Below are 15744 nucleotides of genomic sequence, written 5' to 3' on the forward strand. Positions count from 1 at the left end.
CTGGCGCGGGCAGAGCGCGACCGCGCGGCCGACACGGGCCGCGGCGCCGACGCCCCCACCACCGACCTCGCCGCCGTGCGCGCGCGGCTGGAGCTGCTCGACGCCGTCGCCGCGCGCCCGGTCGCCGACCTCGGCGCCCGCCGCACGCCGGCCTTCTGCTCCGGCTGCCCGCACAGCGTCAGCACGAAGGCGCCCGACGACGCGATCGTCGGCGCCGGCATCGGCTGCCACACGATGGTGCTGCTCGACACGACCGGCCGCGGCGCCGTCGCCGGCATCACGCAGATGGGCGGCGAGGGCGTCCAGTGGGTCGGCGCCGCGCCGTTCGCCGAGCGCCGCCACTTCGTCCAGAACCTCGGCGACGGCACCTTCCACCACTCCGGCTCGCTGGCGATCCGCGCCGCCGTCGCCGCCGGCATCGACGTCACGTACAAGCTGCTCTGCAACGGCACCGTCGCGATGACCGGCGGCCAGCACGTCGAGGGTCAGCTGCCGGTGCCGGCGCTCGTCCGCAGCCTCGCCGCCGAGGGCGTCGAGCGGATCGTCGTGACGGCCGAGGACCTGTCGCGCTACGACGGCGTCGACCTCGGCCCGGGGGCTGAACTGCGGCCGCGCTCGGAGCTGGAGCGGACGCAGCGCGAGCTGGCGAAGGTCGAGGGCGTCACCGTGCTGATCCACGACCAGGCGTGCGCGGCCGAGCTGCGCCGCGCGCGCAAGCGCGGCCTCGCGCCGCCGCCGCCGCGGCAGGTCGTGATCAATGAGCGCGTCTGCGAGGGCTGCGGCGACTGCGGCGAGCGCTCCGGCTGCCTCTCGGTCGAGCCGGTGCAGACCGAGTTCGGGCGCAAGACGCGGATCAACCAGGACTCCTGCAACGGCGACCTGACCTGCCTGGAGGGCGACTGCCCGTCGTTCCTGACGGTGATCCCGCCGCGTGCCGAGCAGAAGGCCGAGCGCGCGCTGCCGACGCCGCCCGCCCTGCCGGAGCCGCCGCCGCTCGCCGCCGACGACGTGCGGCTGCGGCTGGTCGGGATCGGCGGCACCGGCGTCGTGACGGTCAGCCAGGTGCTGGCGATGGCGGCGCTGCTCGACGGCCGCCACAGCCGCGGCCTCGACCAGACCGGGCTCAGCCAGAAGGCCGGCCCGGTCGTCTCCGACGTGCGCATCGCGACCGCCGCCCCGGAGGGCGGCGCGAGCGCGCCGGCGGCCGGCCTCGACCTGCTGCTCGGCTTCGACCTGCTCGGCGCGGCGGCGCCCGCGAACCTGCGCGCCGCCGACCGCGCGCGCACGCTCGCCGTCGTCGCGACCGATGTCGTGCCGACCGCGACGATGGTGCGCGACGCCGACGCGACCGCGCCCGACGTGATGGCCGCGACCGGCGCGATCGACGCCGTCACGCGCGCCGCCGACAACGTCTACCTCGATGCCCACGCGCTCGCGCGCGAGCTGTTCGAGAGCGACTCCACGGCGAACGTGATCGTGCTCGGCGCCGCCTGGCAGCGAGGCGCGATCCCGCTGACGCAAGCGTCGCTGCACGAGGCCTTCCGCCTCAACGGCGCCGCCGTCGAGCGCAACGTCGCGGCGTTCGAGTGGGGCCGCGCCTGCGTCGCCGCGCCGGAGGCGGTCGCGGCGCTGCGAGAGGACCGCACGCCAGCGTCGGCGAGCCGGCGGCCGAGCGCCCGCGAGCGCGCGCTGATCGCCCAGGCGGCGCCGGCCGGCAGCGAGCTGGAGCGGCTGCTGGAGCTGCGCGTCGCCGACCTCACCGGCTGGGGCGGGCGCGCGGTCGCCGCGCGCTACGCCGCGACCGTCGCGGACGTCGCGCGGCGCGAGCAGGCGGCGCTGCCCGGCAGCAGCGCGGTCGCCGAGGCGGTCGCGCGCAACCTCCACAGACTGCTCGCGTACAAGGACGAGTACGAGGTCGCGCGGCTGCATGTGATGGCCGTCGCCGAGCTGCCGCGCGGCACGCGCGTCGCGTTCCACCTGCATCCGCCGGCGCTGCGCGCGCTCGGGTTGAGACGCAAGCTGCAGCTCGGCCGCTGGTTCCTGCCGGGGCTGCGGCTGCTGGCGCACGGCCGCCGCCTGCGCGGCACGCAGCTGGACCCGTTCGGCCGCGCCGAGGTGCGGCGCGTCGAGCGGGCGCTGCCGGGCGAGTACCTGGAGCTGGTCGACGACGCGCTCGCACGGCTGACGCCGGAGACGCTCGCGCTCGCGCTGGAGGCGGCCGAGCTGCCGGCGCTCGTGCGCGGCTACGAGGAGATCAAGCTGCGCGGCGTCGCGCGCTTCCGCGCCCGCGCGCAGGAGCTGCACGCGACGCTCGAAGCGGACGCGGCGACGACGCTGCCGCCCGCGCAGGACGCACACACGGAGGCGCGGCCACCGGCCGCGCCGCAGAACCACGACGAGGAGCGGAAGCGATGACGAGCGAGACGATCTGCACGAGGCTGACGGAGTCGCTCGGCTGGGGCCACGAACGGGTCGAGCTGCTGCACGACCGCGACAGCGGCATGCGCGCCGTCGTCGCGATCCACTCGACCGCGCTCGGTCCCGCGCTCGGCGGCCTGCGGCTGCGCCGCTACGCGCACGGGCTGCCGGAGGCGCTCGACGACGCGCTGCGGCTGTCGCGCGCGATGACGTTGAAGGCGGCCGCCGCCGGACTCGACCTCGGCGGCGGCAAGGCGGTGCTGCTCGACGACGGCCGCGACGACCTGCGCGCGCCGCGGCTGGCCGCCTTCGGCCGCGCGCTCGACGCGCTCGGCGGCTCCTACATCACCGCCGAGGACGTCGGCACGACGACCGCCGACATGGACCTGATCGCGCTGCAGACCGAGCACGTCGTCGGCCGCGCGCATGCCGGCCGTGTCGGCGGTGACCCCTCGCCGGCGACCGCCGTCGGCGTCTTCTGCGCGATCGGCGCGGCGCTGCACGCGCTCGACGGCGACGACTCGCTCGCCGGCCGCCGCGTCGGCGTCGTCGGGCTCGGCAAGGTCGGCGGGAGGCTGGCGCGGATGCTGCTCGACGCCGGCGCCGACGTGATCGGCTGCGATCCCGACCCGGATGCGTTCGCAGCACTCGAGGGTGTGCGTGCGGCCGGCACCGCCTCCCTGCTGGCCGAGCCGCTCGACGTGCTGGCGCCGTGCGCGCTCGGCGGGATGATCGACACGCAGGTCGCGCGCGAGCTGCGCTGCCGGATCGTCTGCGGCGCCGCCAACAACCCGCTCAGCGGACCCGACGCGGCCGCGCTGCTGGCCGCGCGCGGCATCCTCTACGTGCCCGACTTCCTCGCCAACTGCGGCGGGCTCGTGCACGTCGACGCCGAGCGCCACGGCGAGCACGACGAGGCCGCGGTCGCCGCGCGCGTCGCCGCCGCCGCCGAGCGGATCCGCGACACGCTGCTGGCCGCGCGCGCCGAGGGGCGAACGCCGCAGGAGGTCGCCGAGGAGCGCGCGTGGGCGCGCGTCGAGCAGGCGCGCGAGCGGCTCGCGGCGGCGCCCGCCGCGAGCCTCGCCGCGGACCCCGCCGAGGCGTCCACCGCGGGCGCGGAGGCGGCCCTGACGGGATAGGCTTCCGGGGTGCCCCGCGCCAAGCGCCAGAGCCCCGCAGAGCCCGCGCGCGACGGCGCGATCGACGCGACCGACCTGGAGATCATCGCGGAGCTGCAGGAGGACGGCCGGCGCACCTACGGGCGCATCGGCCAGCAGGTCGGGCTCTCCGAGGCGGCCGTCCGCCAGCGCGTGCAGCGGCTGGTCGACTCGGAGGCGATCAAGATCGTCGCGGTGACCGATCCCGAGCGCTTCGGCGTGCGCGTGCGCGCGACGATCGCGGTCTCGGTCGACGGCGACGTCGAGCCGGTCGCCGAAGCGCTCGCGGAGATCCCGCAGGTCGACTACGTCGTCGCCGTCGCCGGACCCTTCGACGTGCTCGTCGAGGTGCAGTGCAGCGACGAGGCCGACCTGTTCGCGGTCATCAACCGCGGCATCCGCCAGATCGACGGCGTCGCCGGCACCGAGACGTGGCCCTACCTGCGCCTCTACAAGCAGACCTACCCCTGGCCGCCGAACTGAGCTAGGCCGAGCGGCTCCGCAGGCGCGGGTCGACCAGCAGCTGCAGCACGTCGACGACGGCGTTGGCGATCACGTAGACGGCGCCGATGCAGAGCGTCACGCCGGCGATCGCGGGGAAGTCGTTGGTCGTGATCGCCTGGCTGGTGTAGAGCCCGAGGCCGGGCCACGAGAAGACGGCCTCGACGACGACGATCCCGGCGAGCATCACGCCGACCTCCAGCCCGAGGATGCTGAGCGGCGCGTTGAGCGCGTTGCGCAGCATGTGGCGGAGCAGGATCTGGCGCTCGGTCAGCGCCTTCGCGCGCGCCGTCCGCACGTAGCCGGCCTCGCGCTGCGTCACCAGCGTGCTACGCAACGTGCGCGCGAGCACCAGCGCCGGCGCGATCGCGATGCAGAAGGCCGGCGCGAGCAGGTGCCAGAGCGCGTCGGCCGTCACCCGCGGGCGCAGCGTCAGCAGGCCGTCGACCGTCAGCAGCCCGGTCGGCCCGCCGGGCGCCGCGACGTCGGCCGAGAGGCGGCCGGCGCCGGGGATCCAGCCGAGTCTGTTGTAGAGCAGCAGCAGCGCGAGCAGCCCGACGAGGAAGCTCGGAACCGACGCGCCGGCCGCCATCACGAGGCGTACCGGCGTGCCGAGCCGGGTGCCGCGCGCAGCGGCCAGCCCCGCGAGCGTGCCGAGCACGATCGTGATCACGAGCGCCGCCAGCAGCAGCTCGAGCGTCGCCGGGATCGCGCGGCCGAGGTCGTCGACGACCGGCCGGTGGGTGTGCACGGAGATCGACAGGTCGCCCTGCAGCGCGTTGCCGATGAAGCGCACGTACTGCTGCGGCAGCGGCTCGTCGAGGTGCAGTTGCGCGCGCTTGGCGGCGACGACCTCGGGCGGCGCCGACTGGCCCGCCATCAGGCGGGCCGGGTCGGACGGGATCACCGTCTGGATCACGAAGACGATCGTGACCAGCGCCCACAGCACCGCGACGAGCGCGACGAGGCGACCTGCGATCAGCCGTGCCACCTCACTTCTCCCTGAGCGCCGGCATGTCGACCTGCCAGATGTAGAGCGGCGTGTGTCTGATGTCGTCGATGCCGCTGCGCGCGACGATCACGTCGTCGAAGTCGTCGACGGCGAGCACCGCGGCGTCCTCCTGGACGAGCTGCGCCAGCTCGTCGTAGAGCGCGTCGGCCTGCGCTCTGGTCGGCGCCGAGCGGGCCTCCGCGATCAGTCTGTCGACCAGCGGGTTGCCGTAGCCGAGCAGGTTCAGGCCGCCGCCGGTCATCCACACCGGCGATGCCCACGCGTCGGGATGCGCGGCGTCGGGATTGAGGCCGGCGAGCAGCGCGTCGGGCGCCTTCTCCGGTCTCGTCGCGTAGGAGAACTGGGCGGCGAAGGTGTCGCCCTTGAGCTTCACGTCGAAGCCGGCCGGCTTCAGCTGCGCCTGCAGGTACTGGACGAGCCGCAGGAGGCTGGTCTGACCGGCGCCGGTCGCGTACGACAGCACGACCTCGACCGGCTTCGCCGGCTTCTCGGCGGTCAGCGGGGTCAGTCTGCCGAGATCTGTGTCACCGGCGATCACGGCCGGATAGTTGGAGGTCGCGACGCGGCCGGTCTTGCCGTAGACGACTCTGACGGCCTCCTCCGGTCTCAGCGCGGCGGAGAAGGCGCGCCGCACGGCCGGGTCGTCGAACGGCGGCTTGTGCGTGTTGAGGAACAGCACGTGGCGCAGCGCGGCGGGGAAGATCTTCGCCTGCAGGTTCGGGTTCTGCTCCACGTTCGGCAGGCCGGCGGCGTCGATCCCGTGGGTCATCATGTCGAGGTCGCCCGACTCCAACTGCAGCCGCTGCGTGCCGAGGTCGGGGATGACGGGGAACTCGACCTTCGCGAAGCCGGCTCTGCCGCCCCACCAGTCGTCGTTGCGCGTCAGCTCGGCGGTGTCGCCGATCCGCAGCGAGGCCAGTCTGTAGGGACCGGTGCCGACGGCGTTGCCGGCGAGCCATCTCTGCGCGTGGTCTCTGCCGGCGTGCTCCTTCAGCGCTGCCGGCGAGATCATCTTCGGCCCGTACATCGAGGCGAGCAGGTCGAGGAAGGCGTTGTTGCGCGCTCTCAGTCTGATCACGACGACGTATCTCTTCGAGGCGTCGATCGACTCGACGTCGGCGACCATGTAGGAGACGGCCTGTCTGACCGCCAGGCGGCGCTCGATGTTGGCCTTCACGGCCGCTGAGTCGAACGGCGTGCCGTCGTGGAATCTGACGTCGTCGCGCAGGCCGAACGTGTAGGTGCGGCCGTCCTTGCTGACCTCCCAGACGGTCGCCAGCGCCGGCCCGACTCTCGTCGAGCCCGGCTCGTAGGCGACGAGCCCCTCGTAGAGCGAGGTGATGACCGACTCGCCCTCGACGCCGTAGAAGACGTCGGGGTCGATGCCGCCGGCCGGCGACTCCTGGTACGGGATCCGCAGGACGGCGTCGGCCTTCGCGCCGCCGCCGGCCGGGGTCCCGCCGCCCGGCGGGGTCGAGCGCTCCGACGAACCGCCGCAGCCGGCGAGCGCGGCGACGGCTCCGAGCGCGAGCAGCGCGTGTGGCAGCCTCATACATCCTCCAACAGATCGCGGAGACCGTCTCCTGCCACGTTGGCGGAGAAGGCCAGGACGAACAGCGCAACAGCGGGTGCCAGGCAGATCCACGCCTGGCCGAACAGATACGAGAGCCCCTGCGAGGCCATCGCTCCCAGCTCGGGCGCCGGCGGCGGCGCGCCGAGGCCGATGAAGGAGAGCCCGGCGAGCGCGAGCACGAGCGCGCCGAGGTCGACCGACGCCGTCACCAGCACGGCCGGCAGCACGCCGGGGACGACGTGCCGCAGCGCCAGCCGCACGCCGCCGACGCCGGCGACGCGCGCCGCCTCGACGTGCGGCCGCACGACCAGCGCGCGCGCCTCGCCGCGCACCAGCCGCGCGTACCACGGCCACCAGACCGCGATCACCGCCAGCAGCGTGTTGCGCAGGCTGGGGCCGAGCGCGACGATCACGGCGATCGCCAGCATCGGGCCGGGCAGCGCCAGGCCGATCTCGGTGATCCGCATCAGCAGGTTGTCGACCCAGCCGCCGCGCATCCCCGCGACGACGCCGATCGTGCCGCCGATCACGACGCTGACGGAGACGACCAGCAGCGTCGCCAGCCACGAGGCGCGCACGCCGTGGATCACGCGCGAGAGCACGTCGCGGCCAAGCTCGTCGGAGCCGAGCGGCGCGCCGGGCGAGCCGGGCGGCAGGAAGGGCGTCGTCGAGGTCGCGACCGGGTCGTGCGGCGCCAGCAGCGGCGCCAGGATCGCGACGACGGTGACGAGCAGCAGCAGGCCGATCGCCGTCCGCTCCAGCCAGCCGAGCCGGGCGAGCCAGCCGCGCCGCGGCGCGGCCAGCAGCAGCGCGCCGGCGCCGGGTGTCGCGGCCAGCCTGCGGCCGCGACGCGGGAAGCCTGTCATCGCTCTCTCATCTCCTCGTGCTCCTCGTGCGGCGGGATCAGGTGCTCGACGAACCAGGCGGTCAGCGCCGCCTCCTGCGCCTCGCGCATCGGCGGCGGGCCGAGCACCGAGGCGTCGTGCGTGCCGCCCGGGATCCGCACCATCTCGGTGGCGCGGCCGTGCAGCCGCAGCAGCCGGTAGAGCTGCTCGCCCTGCTCCGGCGGGCAGCGGCGGTCGGCCTCGGCCTGGATCAGCAGCAGCGGCGTGCGGCAGCTGTGGGCGTCGGCGACCGGCGACTGCGCCAGCCACTCCCGCAGCCCCGGTCCGGGCGGCCCGAGCAGGTCGGGCAGCAGCTGCGAGCCGATGTCGCTGCTGCCCAGCAGCGAGACGAAGTTGGTCGCGGCGTTCTCGGCCGCCGCGGCCATGAAGCGGCCGGTGCGGCAGGCCAGCCAGCAGGTCAGCGTGCCGCCGGCCGACTGCCCGTGGACGCCGAGTCGCGCCGGGTCGGCCCAGCCGCGCGCGACGGCGGCGTCGACCGCGGTCAGCACGTCGTCGCAGGTGCGCTGCGCCCAGCGGCCGCGCAGCGAGACGCCGAAGGCGTCGTCGTAGCCCATCGAGCCGTGGTGGTTGACGAGCAGCACCGCGATCCCGTGCGCCAGCAGCAGCTGCGCGTCGACGTGCGGCAGCTGGCCGCTGGCGGCGTGTGGGCCGCCGTGCAGGAGCGCGACCGTCGGCCACGGCCCGGCGCCGCCGTCCGGCGGCGCGGCGAACCAGGCATCGATCCCGTCGCGCCGCGGCGTGCGGTGCAGCAGCGGTCTCAGCGGGGCGAGCGCGATGCCGTCGAGCGCGGCGCCGTTGAGATCGGTCAGCCGCCGCTCGCCGCCGCCGGCGTCGCGCAGCACCAGCTCGGGGAGCTGGTCGAAGGAGGCGACGAGCGCCAGCAGCGCGCCGTCGGCGGTGATGCCGCAGGGCTGGCAGGCGCGCGGGCCGCCGAGCACCAGCTCCGAGCGCTGCGGCCCCGCGAGCGCGATCCGCCGCAGCTCGCAGCTGCCACCGGCGTGCACGCGCACGAGCGCGTCGGCGCCGTCGTCGCCGACGACGATCGGCGTCGGATCCCACCACGCCGCCGACGGCAGGTCGCCGTCGAGGAAGCCGCCGACGGCGCCGGGCAGCTCGGAGCTGCGGTCCGCGGGCCGCGCGCCCGGCTGCGCGGCGACGACGAAGAGGTCTTCCTGCGTGCCGGCGAGCGAGCCCGGCGCGACCCCGGCGAAGACGACGGTCCGCTCGTCGGCCCAGGCGCTCGCGAACGGGCGGTAGCTGCTCGGGACCAGCTCGGCGTCGCCGCCATCTCGGTCGAGCAGCCGCAGCGTCGTGCCGCGGATCCGCTCCAGCGCGCGCTGCTCGAACAGCAGCCGCTCGCCCGACGGCGACCAGACCGGCGCGGCCTTCGCGCTCGGCGTGCAGGTCAGGCGCCGCAGCCGGTCGCCGTCATCGCCGTCGCCCTCGCGCTCGCTCTCGCCCTCGCGCTCGCCGAGCCGCAGCTCCCACAGGTCGCTGCCGGCGCGGTCGACGCGGCCGACGCCGTCGCGCTCCCACACCTCGTCGGTCGTGCGGTACGGCTGCTCGCGCGGCGTGCAGCGCTCCTCCTCGCGCGCGAGCACGAGCGCGAGGCGGTCGTCGCCGTGCCAGGCGCAGGCACCGGTCGGCTCGCCGGTCAGCCCGCCGCGCGGCGCGGCCCAGGCGGCGCCGGCCGCGACGATCGCCAGCCGCCAGCGACCGCCATGGCGCAGCCGCACCGCGAGCCAGCGCCCGCTCGCGCTCCAGGCGAGCGAGGCGACGTCGGCGCCGCCGCTGTCGACGCGCGTCTCCTCGCCGCTGCGCAGGTCGTGCCACCACAGCTCGACCGTCTCCCGTGACGGGTCCTCGCCGCGCACCCGCAGCGTGTAGGCGACGAGGTCGCCTAAGGGTTGCAGCGCCGCCTCCTGCAGCCACCGCAGCCGCCGCAGGACGGCGCCGTCGAAGCGGGCGCTCACGCCGCCGCCTCCCCGAACGCGAACAGCGTCGCGATCCCGCTGCGGATGCCGCGGCGGAAGGCGTCGAGCGTGATGTTCTCGTCGGGCGCGTGCGTGGCGCAGTCGTGGTCGGCGTACGTGACGATGTAGGCCGGGCAGCCGAGCTGCCGCTGCCAGGTCGCCAGCGGCAGCGAGCCGCCGACGAGCGGCTCGACCAGGGGCGCGGCCCCCTGACCGCGCGCGACCGCCGCCTCCAGGCGCGCCAGCAGCGGCGAGTCGACGGGGCTGGCCGCCGGCGCCATCGCGCCGCCGGTCGGCCGCAGCGTCACCTCGGGCGCGACCTCGGCGAGCCGCCGGCGCAGCGCCGCGAGCGCCTGCTCGGGCTCCTGGCCGGGCACCAACCGCAGGTCGCAGCGGGCGCTCGCGTGGGCGGGGATCGCGGCGCCGGCCGCGGCCGGATCGCAGGGACCGGCCGCGAGCACGTTGACCGACAGCGCCGGCCACGCGATCAGCCGCTCGTGGAAGCCGCGCGCGGCCGGTGCGTCGAGTCGCGCGATGCCGCTGTCGGAGCGCACGGCGTCGAGGTCGACCGGCAGCGTGCGCGCGGCGCTGCGCAGCGGGCCGACGTGAGCCGGGTCGGGCTCGAGGCCTGGCACGGTCAGCGCGCCGTCGGCGCCGCGCAGCGCGGCCAGCGCGCGCACCAGCTCCCACGCCGCGTTCGGCGCCACGCCGCCCCAGTTGCCGGAGTGCAGGTCTCGGCGCGCGGTCGTGACCGACAGCTCGAAGGAGAGGCAGCCGCGACAGCCGGCGATGATCCGCACGCGGCCGTCGGGGTGGCCGGGGCCGTCGGCGACGACCACGACGTCGGCGGCGAGCAGCTCGCGATGACGGCCGACGGTCGCGGCGAGGTGCGGGCTGCCGATCTCCTCCTCGCCGTCGAGCACGACGACGACGTTGCAGGGCAGCTCGCCCTCGCAGGCGAGCACGGTCTCCAGCGCCAGCAGCTGCGCGACGTGCTGGCCCTTGTTGTCGGCGGCGCCGCGCGCGTAGACGCGACCGTCGGCGATCCGCGGCTCGAACGGCGCGCCGCTCCACAGCGCGCGCTCGCCGGGCGGCTGCACGTCGTAGTGGCCGTAGAGCAGCACGGTCGGCGCGCCCGGGACGGTCCGCCGCGCGCCCGCGACGAGCGGATGGCTGCCCTCGCCGAGCAGGCGGGCGTCGAAGCCGAGCCGTTGGAGCCACTCGCGCAGCCGGCCGGCCGCCGCCCGCAGGCCGTCGCCGGTGGCGCTGACGGTCGGCTGCCGCAGCTGGTCGCAGAGTCGCCGCAGGTGGTCGTCGGCGTGCGCGTCGGCGTGCGCGAAGGCGCGCTGTTCGGCGGCGCTCATGCGATCGTCGGCACCGCGGCGAGGAGCGCGCGCGTCTGCTCGGCGACCGGCGCGTCGAGCACCTGCGCCGTCGGGCCCGACTCGACGATCCGCCCGCCGTCCATCACGACGACGCGGTCGGCGACCGCGCGCGCGACGCCGACGTCGTGCGTCACGACGACCAGCCCCATGCCGAGCTGGGCGCGCAGCTTGCGCAGCAGCAGCAGGACGTTGGCGGCGAGCGACACGTCGAGCGCCGAGGTCGGCTCGTCGCAGATCAGGAAGGCCGGCGGGACGATGATCGAGCGGGCGAGCGCGACGCGCTGGCGCTGACCGCCGGAGAGGCGGCCGGGGCGCACCTCGCCGACCTCGCGCGGGAGGCCGACCAGCTCCAGCGCCGCCGCGATCCGCGCGGCGTGCTCGGCGCGCGGGACGCGCTCGACCTGCAGCCGCTCCCGCAGCAGCTGCTTGACCGGCAGCCACGCCGTCAGCGAGGCGCCGACGTCCTGGAAGACGAGCTGCGGTCGCGAGCCGGGCGCCAGCTCGACGGTGCCGCTGGTCGCCTTCTCCAGCCCGACGGCGATCCGCAGCGTCGTCGTCTTGCCGCAGCCGCTCTCGCCGACGACGGCGACCGCCTCGCCGGCCTCGACCGTCAGCGAGACGTCGTCGAGCACGGTCACGTCGCCGAAGCGCTTCGTGACGTCGGTGAGGCGGAGGGCAGGGGTGCCGGACGCGGCGGGCGCCCGGCCGATGGGGCGCTCCCGCGCCTCGGCGAGCGGCGGGTGCGGCACGGCCGGGATCTCCCCGGCGCGTGCGCAGGCGTTGCGCAGCAGGCCGTCCGCGCTGCGGCGCAGCGGCGGCTCCGGCAGCTCGCAGGCGTCGGCGCGGAAGCTGCAGCGCGGCGCGAACGGGCAGCCGTCCGCGGCGCGGCGCGGATCGGGCGGGTCGCCGGGGATCGGCCGCAGCGACGCGCCGTCGCTGGTCAGCGGCAGGCGCGCGGCGAGCAGCGCGGCCGTGTAGGGGTGCGACGGCGCGCGGCAGAGCTGCGCGGTCGGCCCGCTCTCGGCGACGCGACCGCCGTAGAGGACGACGGTGCGATCGGCGATCGAGGCGGCGAGCGCGAGGTCGTGGGTGATGAACAGCGTCGCCAGCCCGAGCCGGTCGCGCAGCTCGGTGAACAGTCTCGCGATGCCGGCCTGGACGGTCACGTCGAGCGCCGTCGTCGGCTCGTCGGCGACGACCAGCGCCGGTCTGCCGGCGATCGCCATCGCGATCATCACGCGTTGGCGCAGCCCGCCCGACAGCTCGTGCGGGTACTGGCGCATGCGCCGATCGGGTGCCGGGATCCCGACCGCCTCCAGCAGCTCTTTGACGGCCGCGCCGCCCTCGCCGGCCGCCTCGGCGACCTGCCGCTCGATCCGCATCGTCGGGTTCAGCGATGTCATCGGATCCTGGAAGACGGCGCCGACGTGCGCCTTGCGCGCGCGGCGGCGCGTCTCGGCGTCCGCGCTGACCATGTCGACGTCGAGCAGCCGCGCGCTGCCGCTGACCTCGGCGTCGTCGGGCAGCAGCCCGAGCGCGGCGAGGCCGAGCATGCTCTTGCCCGAGCCGGACTCGCCGACGAGCGCGACCAGCTCGCCGGGCTCGATCCGCAGGTCGACCCCGCGCAGCGCGCGCACGCCGCCGGGGAACGACACGCGCAGGCCCGCGACGTCGAGCGCGGCCGGGCGGCCGCCATCGCTTGCGCGCGCCGTCGACGAATCGTCGGGCACCGACACAACTCCTCGCTCCATGCTCCGATATTCGCAGAGTTTTTAGGTATCTTCAAAGGAATTCGTTGTGTCTATGCCTTAGTACAACGATTCCTATCACTTAAGAGGGAGAGAGATGACCTCGGACCAGAACCAACGGCTCGCCGGCAGAGTGGCGTTGGTGACCGGCGCCGGCTCGGGGATCGGCCGCGCGATCGCGACGCGCTACGGCGCCGCGGGCGCCCACGTCTTCGCGCTCGACCGCGACCTCGACGCCGCCGAGCGGGCGGCCGCCGCGATCGTCGCCGCCGGCGGTCGTGCCGCCGCGGTCGCCTGCGACGTGACCGACGCCGCCGCCGTCGCCGCCGCGGTCACGCGCGTGCGGGAGCAGGGCGGCGGAATCGACCTCGTCGTCAACAACGCCGGGATCTCGGTGCTCGGCGCCGTCCACACGCTCTCCGAGCAGGAGTGGGACCGCCAGCTCGACGTCAACGTCAAGAGCGTCTTCCTCGTCTCGCGCGCCGTCTGGCCCCACCTCGTCGAGCGCGGCGGCGGCGTGCTGCTGAACACCGGCTCGGTGCTCGGCCTGCGCGCCGAGCGCGACGACGCGGCCGCCTACTGCGCCTCGAAGGCGGCGGTGCTGATGCTGACGCGCTGCATGGCGCTCGACGGCGCCGCGCACGGGATCCGCAGCAACGCCGTCTGCCCCGGCTACGTCACCGGCCCGATGCTCGACCACTACACCTCCGCCCAGCCCGACGCCGCGGCGGCGCGCGCGGCGGTCGCCGCGCAGCATCCGCTCGGCTGGCTCGGCGATCCGGCCGACGTCGCCGAGGCCTTTCTCTATCTCGCCTCCGACGCCGCCCGCTGGGTGACCGGCGCGGTCCTGTCGGTCGACGGCGGCATGGCCGTCGCCTGATCCGGCAGCAGCCGCTCCGGCACGCACTCCCGCGCGAGCAGGTCGTCAAGCGTCTCGGCGCGCTTGACGACCTCGGCGCGGTCACCGCTGACGAGCACCGTCGCCGGCCGCCCCATCGCGTTGAAGTTGCTCGCGGTCGTGTCCTGGTAGGCGCCGGTGTCGAGGAAGGCGAGCAGGTCTCCTGCCGCGGCGCGCGGCATCTCGCGCGCCTCCGCGAGCACGTCGAAGCCGCATGAGATGCCGGTGATGGCGGCGTGCGCGCGCTCGCCGCGATCGAGCGCGCCGGCCAGCAGCACCGTCCAGCCGTTGCGCTCGATCATCGTGTCGGCGAGGAAGGTCTCGGAGGTGTCGGTCTCGACCCACGTGCGCGCGAGCGGGCGGGCCTGGTGCTTGACGTGGCGGACGGTCGCGAGGTGGATGCCGGCGCTGCCGTAGACGGCGCGGCCCGGCTCGACCTCGAGCGCGATCCCGGCCGGGTCGAGGCCGCCGGCGCGCAGCTCCGCGCGCAGCGCCCCGGTCAGCTCGCCGAGATAGGCGGCCGGCGACGGCGCTGGCGGCGCATCGGCGCGGCGCGGGAGCGCACGGGCCGTCGGGTCGCGCGGGACGGCGAAGCCGCCGCCGAGGTCGAGCTCGCGCGGCCGCCAGCCGCCGTTGGCGCGCGACAGCTGCGCCGCGGTGCGGCCCATCGCGGCACCGTGCTCGGCCCAGAAGCCCAGCTCGACGGTCTGACGCGAGACGTGCGCCATCAGCCCGGTCGGCTCGATCTCCGGCGCGCCGAGCGCGATCGGCAAGCTCGCCTCGACCTCCTCCGGCGGCATCCCGGCGCGGTAGTCGTGGACCGACAGGTAGGCCGGCAGGTCGTCGAAGAAGTCCGACGGCGCCTCCGAGCCGGCGAGCCACGGGCGCAGGCGGAAGCGGACCGTCGCGACGCGGCCGAGGTCGCGCGCGACCGCGCGCACGCGCTCCAGCTCGTCGGCCGAGTCGAGCGTCACGCGCACGCCGGCGGCGACGGCGCGCGTCAGCGTCGCCGTGTCCTTCGTCGCGCCGTTGAGCGAGAGCCGCCGCGGCGCGACGCCGCAGCGCAGCGCCAGCTCCAGCTCGCCGAGCCCGAAGACGTCGCAGCCGAGCCCCTCGGCGTTGAGCACGTGGCGCAGCGCCAGCGAGGTGTTCGCCTTCAGCGACGGCATCACGAGCGTCGGCCCCTCCGGCCACGCCTCCGCGACGGCACGGCGCCACTCGCGCGCGTTGGCGCGCAGCGCCCGCTCGGAGACGACGTAGAGCGGGGTTCCGAAGCGCGCGGCCAGCTCGGTCGCGGCGATCTCCTCGACGTAGAGGTGCCCGTCGCGCTGCGACAGCGCGACGTCGCCGGCGAACAGCTCGTCGGGCAGCTGCAGCGCGCTCATGCGCTCGGCTCCAGCCAGCGGCGCAGTGCCGGTCGCAGGACGGCCTGCTCGAAGTCGTCGTCAGGCGCGGCGAGCTGGGTCAGCATCAACCCGTCGAGCAGCGCGAGGAAGAGCTGCGCGTCGAGGCGCGGGTCGGGGTGGCCGAGCCCGGCGAAGAGCTGCTCCAACAGGTCATGCCAGCCCGCCGACCAGGCGCGCACGACCGGCTCCAGCTGAGGACGGTGGGCCGCCTCCTGCAGCAGCGCGTACTGCGCCCGCGCGCGGATGCGATCGGGGCCGAGCTGGAGCATCATCAGCGCGGCGAAGCGGTCGACGAGCCGTCTCGGATGGCGTCCGGCATCGGCGAGCGGGCCGAGGCGGTCGCGCATCAGCTCCAGCTCGTGCTCGGCGAACCACGCCAGCGCCTGCACGAGCATGTCGTCGCGCGACGTGAACCAGTAGGTCGTCGAGCCGAGCGGGACGCCCGCCAGCTCGGCGACGCGCCGGTGGTGGACGGCATCGACGCCTTCCCGCCCGACCAGCTCCAGCGTCTTCTCCAGCAGCAGCTGGCGGCGCGCCTCGCCGCGTCTCTCCGCGGGCGCGTCGCGCTTTCTCTCGGCCGCGCGCTGCTTCGCGGTGGCTGGTCTGGGACGCGTCGGCGATGGGGCCATCGAGAGATCCTGTACGTTCGTACTGTACGAAGGTACAAGTTAGCTCAGCCGCGCACCCGCCCCGCGCACCGCGCGGGAGATCCCTCACCGCACCCCGATCCGGCCTTAACGACATCGACCCGCTCCGGAGAGCGGGCCG

At 75.5% G+C, this 15744-nt stretch carries 12 protein-coding genes; 4 read left to right on the forward strand and 8 right to left on the reverse strand.

The annotated features are described in order from the left end of the window. From R7226_RS10795 to R7226_RS10805, 3 genes are all read left to right on the forward strand, one after another. Positions 1-2415 (forward strand): indolepyruvate ferredoxin oxidoreductase family protein (locus R7226_RS10795; RefSeq protein WP_318597148.1); only part of this gene is annotated, 2415 nt, incomplete at its 5' end. Further along, positions 2412-3557 carry a Glu/Leu/Phe/Val dehydrogenase dimerization domain-containing protein gene (locus R7226_RS10800; protein ID WP_318597149.1) on the forward strand — a complete coding sequence of 382 codons (1146 nt, stop codon included), beginning with the start codon at positions 2412-2414 and terminating at the stop codon, positions 3555-3557. The genes R7226_RS10795 and R7226_RS10800, both read left to right, overlap by 4 nt. A 9-nt stretch (positions 3558-3566) precedes the next feature. Next, a complete protein-coding gene (locus tag R7226_RS10805) occupies positions 3567-4058 on the forward strand; it encodes an Lrp/AsnC family transcriptional regulator (protein WP_318597150.1) in 492 nt (163 codons plus the stop codon). 1 nt (position 4059) lies between these two features. Here the strand turns inward: R7226_RS10805 and R7226_RS10810 are convergent, their stop codons facing one another. Genes R7226_RS10810 through R7226_RS10835 form a run of 6 tightly spaced genes read right to left on the reverse strand, consistent with a single transcriptional unit; the run spans position 4060 to position 12654 of the window. Further along, positions 4060-5067 (reverse strand): ABC transporter permease, encoded by a 1008-nt coding sequence (locus tag R7226_RS10810; RefSeq protein ID WP_318597151.1) that lies wholly within the window; start codon positions 5065-5067, stop codon positions 4060-4062. Between the two features lies 1 nt (position 5068). Next, entirely contained in the window at positions 5069-6640 is a 1572-nt protein-coding gene (locus tag R7226_RS10815) for an ABC transporter substrate-binding protein (RefSeq protein WP_318597153.1), read from the reverse strand. Then, positions 6637-7527, reverse strand: a complete 891-nt coding sequence (locus tag R7226_RS10820) for an ABC transporter permease (RefSeq protein ID WP_318597154.1) — start codon at positions 7525-7527, stop codon at positions 6637-6639. The genes R7226_RS10815 and R7226_RS10820 overlap by 4 nt, the downstream gene beginning before the upstream one ends. Beyond that, entirely contained in the window at positions 7524-9539 is a 2016-nt protein-coding gene (locus R7226_RS10825) for a S9 family peptidase (protein ID WP_318597155.1), read from the reverse strand. The genes R7226_RS10820 and R7226_RS10825 overlap by 4 nt, the downstream gene beginning before the upstream one ends. Then, entirely contained in the window at positions 9536-10903 is a 1368-nt protein-coding gene (locus tag R7226_RS10830) for a M20/M25/M40 family metallo-hydrolase (RefSeq protein ID WP_318597156.1), read from the reverse strand. Before R7226_RS10830 ends, R7226_RS10825 begins: the two co-directional genes overlap by 4 nt. Then, positions 10900-12654 (reverse strand): ABC transporter ATP-binding protein, encoded by a 1755-nt coding sequence (locus R7226_RS10835; protein WP_318597157.1) that lies wholly within the window; start codon positions 12652-12654, stop codon positions 10900-10902. The genes R7226_RS10830 and R7226_RS10835 overlap by 4 nt, the downstream gene beginning before the upstream one ends. A 115-nt stretch (positions 12655-12769) precedes the next feature. On the opposite strand from R7226_RS10835, the gene R7226_RS10840 reads away from it, so the two are divergent. Next, on the forward strand, positions 12770-13552 hold the full coding sequence (locus R7226_RS10840; protein ID WP_318597158.1) for an SDR family NAD(P)-dependent oxidoreductase: 783 nt from the start codon (positions 12770-12772) through the stop codon (positions 13550-13552). Here R7226_RS10840 and R7226_RS10845 read toward each other — a convergent pair. Both R7226_RS10845 and R7226_RS10850 read right to left on the reverse strand, forming a co-directional pair. Further along, entirely contained in the window at positions 13477-14955 is a 1479-nt protein-coding gene (locus R7226_RS10845; RefSeq protein WP_318597159.1) for a diaminopimelate decarboxylase family protein, read from the reverse strand. The two genes, R7226_RS10840 and R7226_RS10845, sit on opposite strands and share 76 nt — an antisense overlap. Then, the gene (locus R7226_RS10850; RefSeq protein WP_318597160.1) at positions 14952-15605 is read right to left on the reverse strand and encodes a TetR/AcrR family transcriptional regulator; all 654 of its coding nucleotides are present in this window, start codon (positions 15603-15605) and stop codon (positions 14952-14954) included. The genes R7226_RS10845 and R7226_RS10850 overlap by 4 nt, the downstream gene beginning before the upstream one ends. Positions 15606-15744: the final 139 nt, after the last annotated feature.

Origin of the sequence: Conexibacter stalactiti (assembly GCF_033542075.1) — a bacterium.
Taxonomy (GTDB): domain Bacteria; phylum Actinomycetota; class Thermoleophilia; order Solirubrobacterales; family Solirubrobacteraceae; genus Conexibacter; species Conexibacter stalactiti.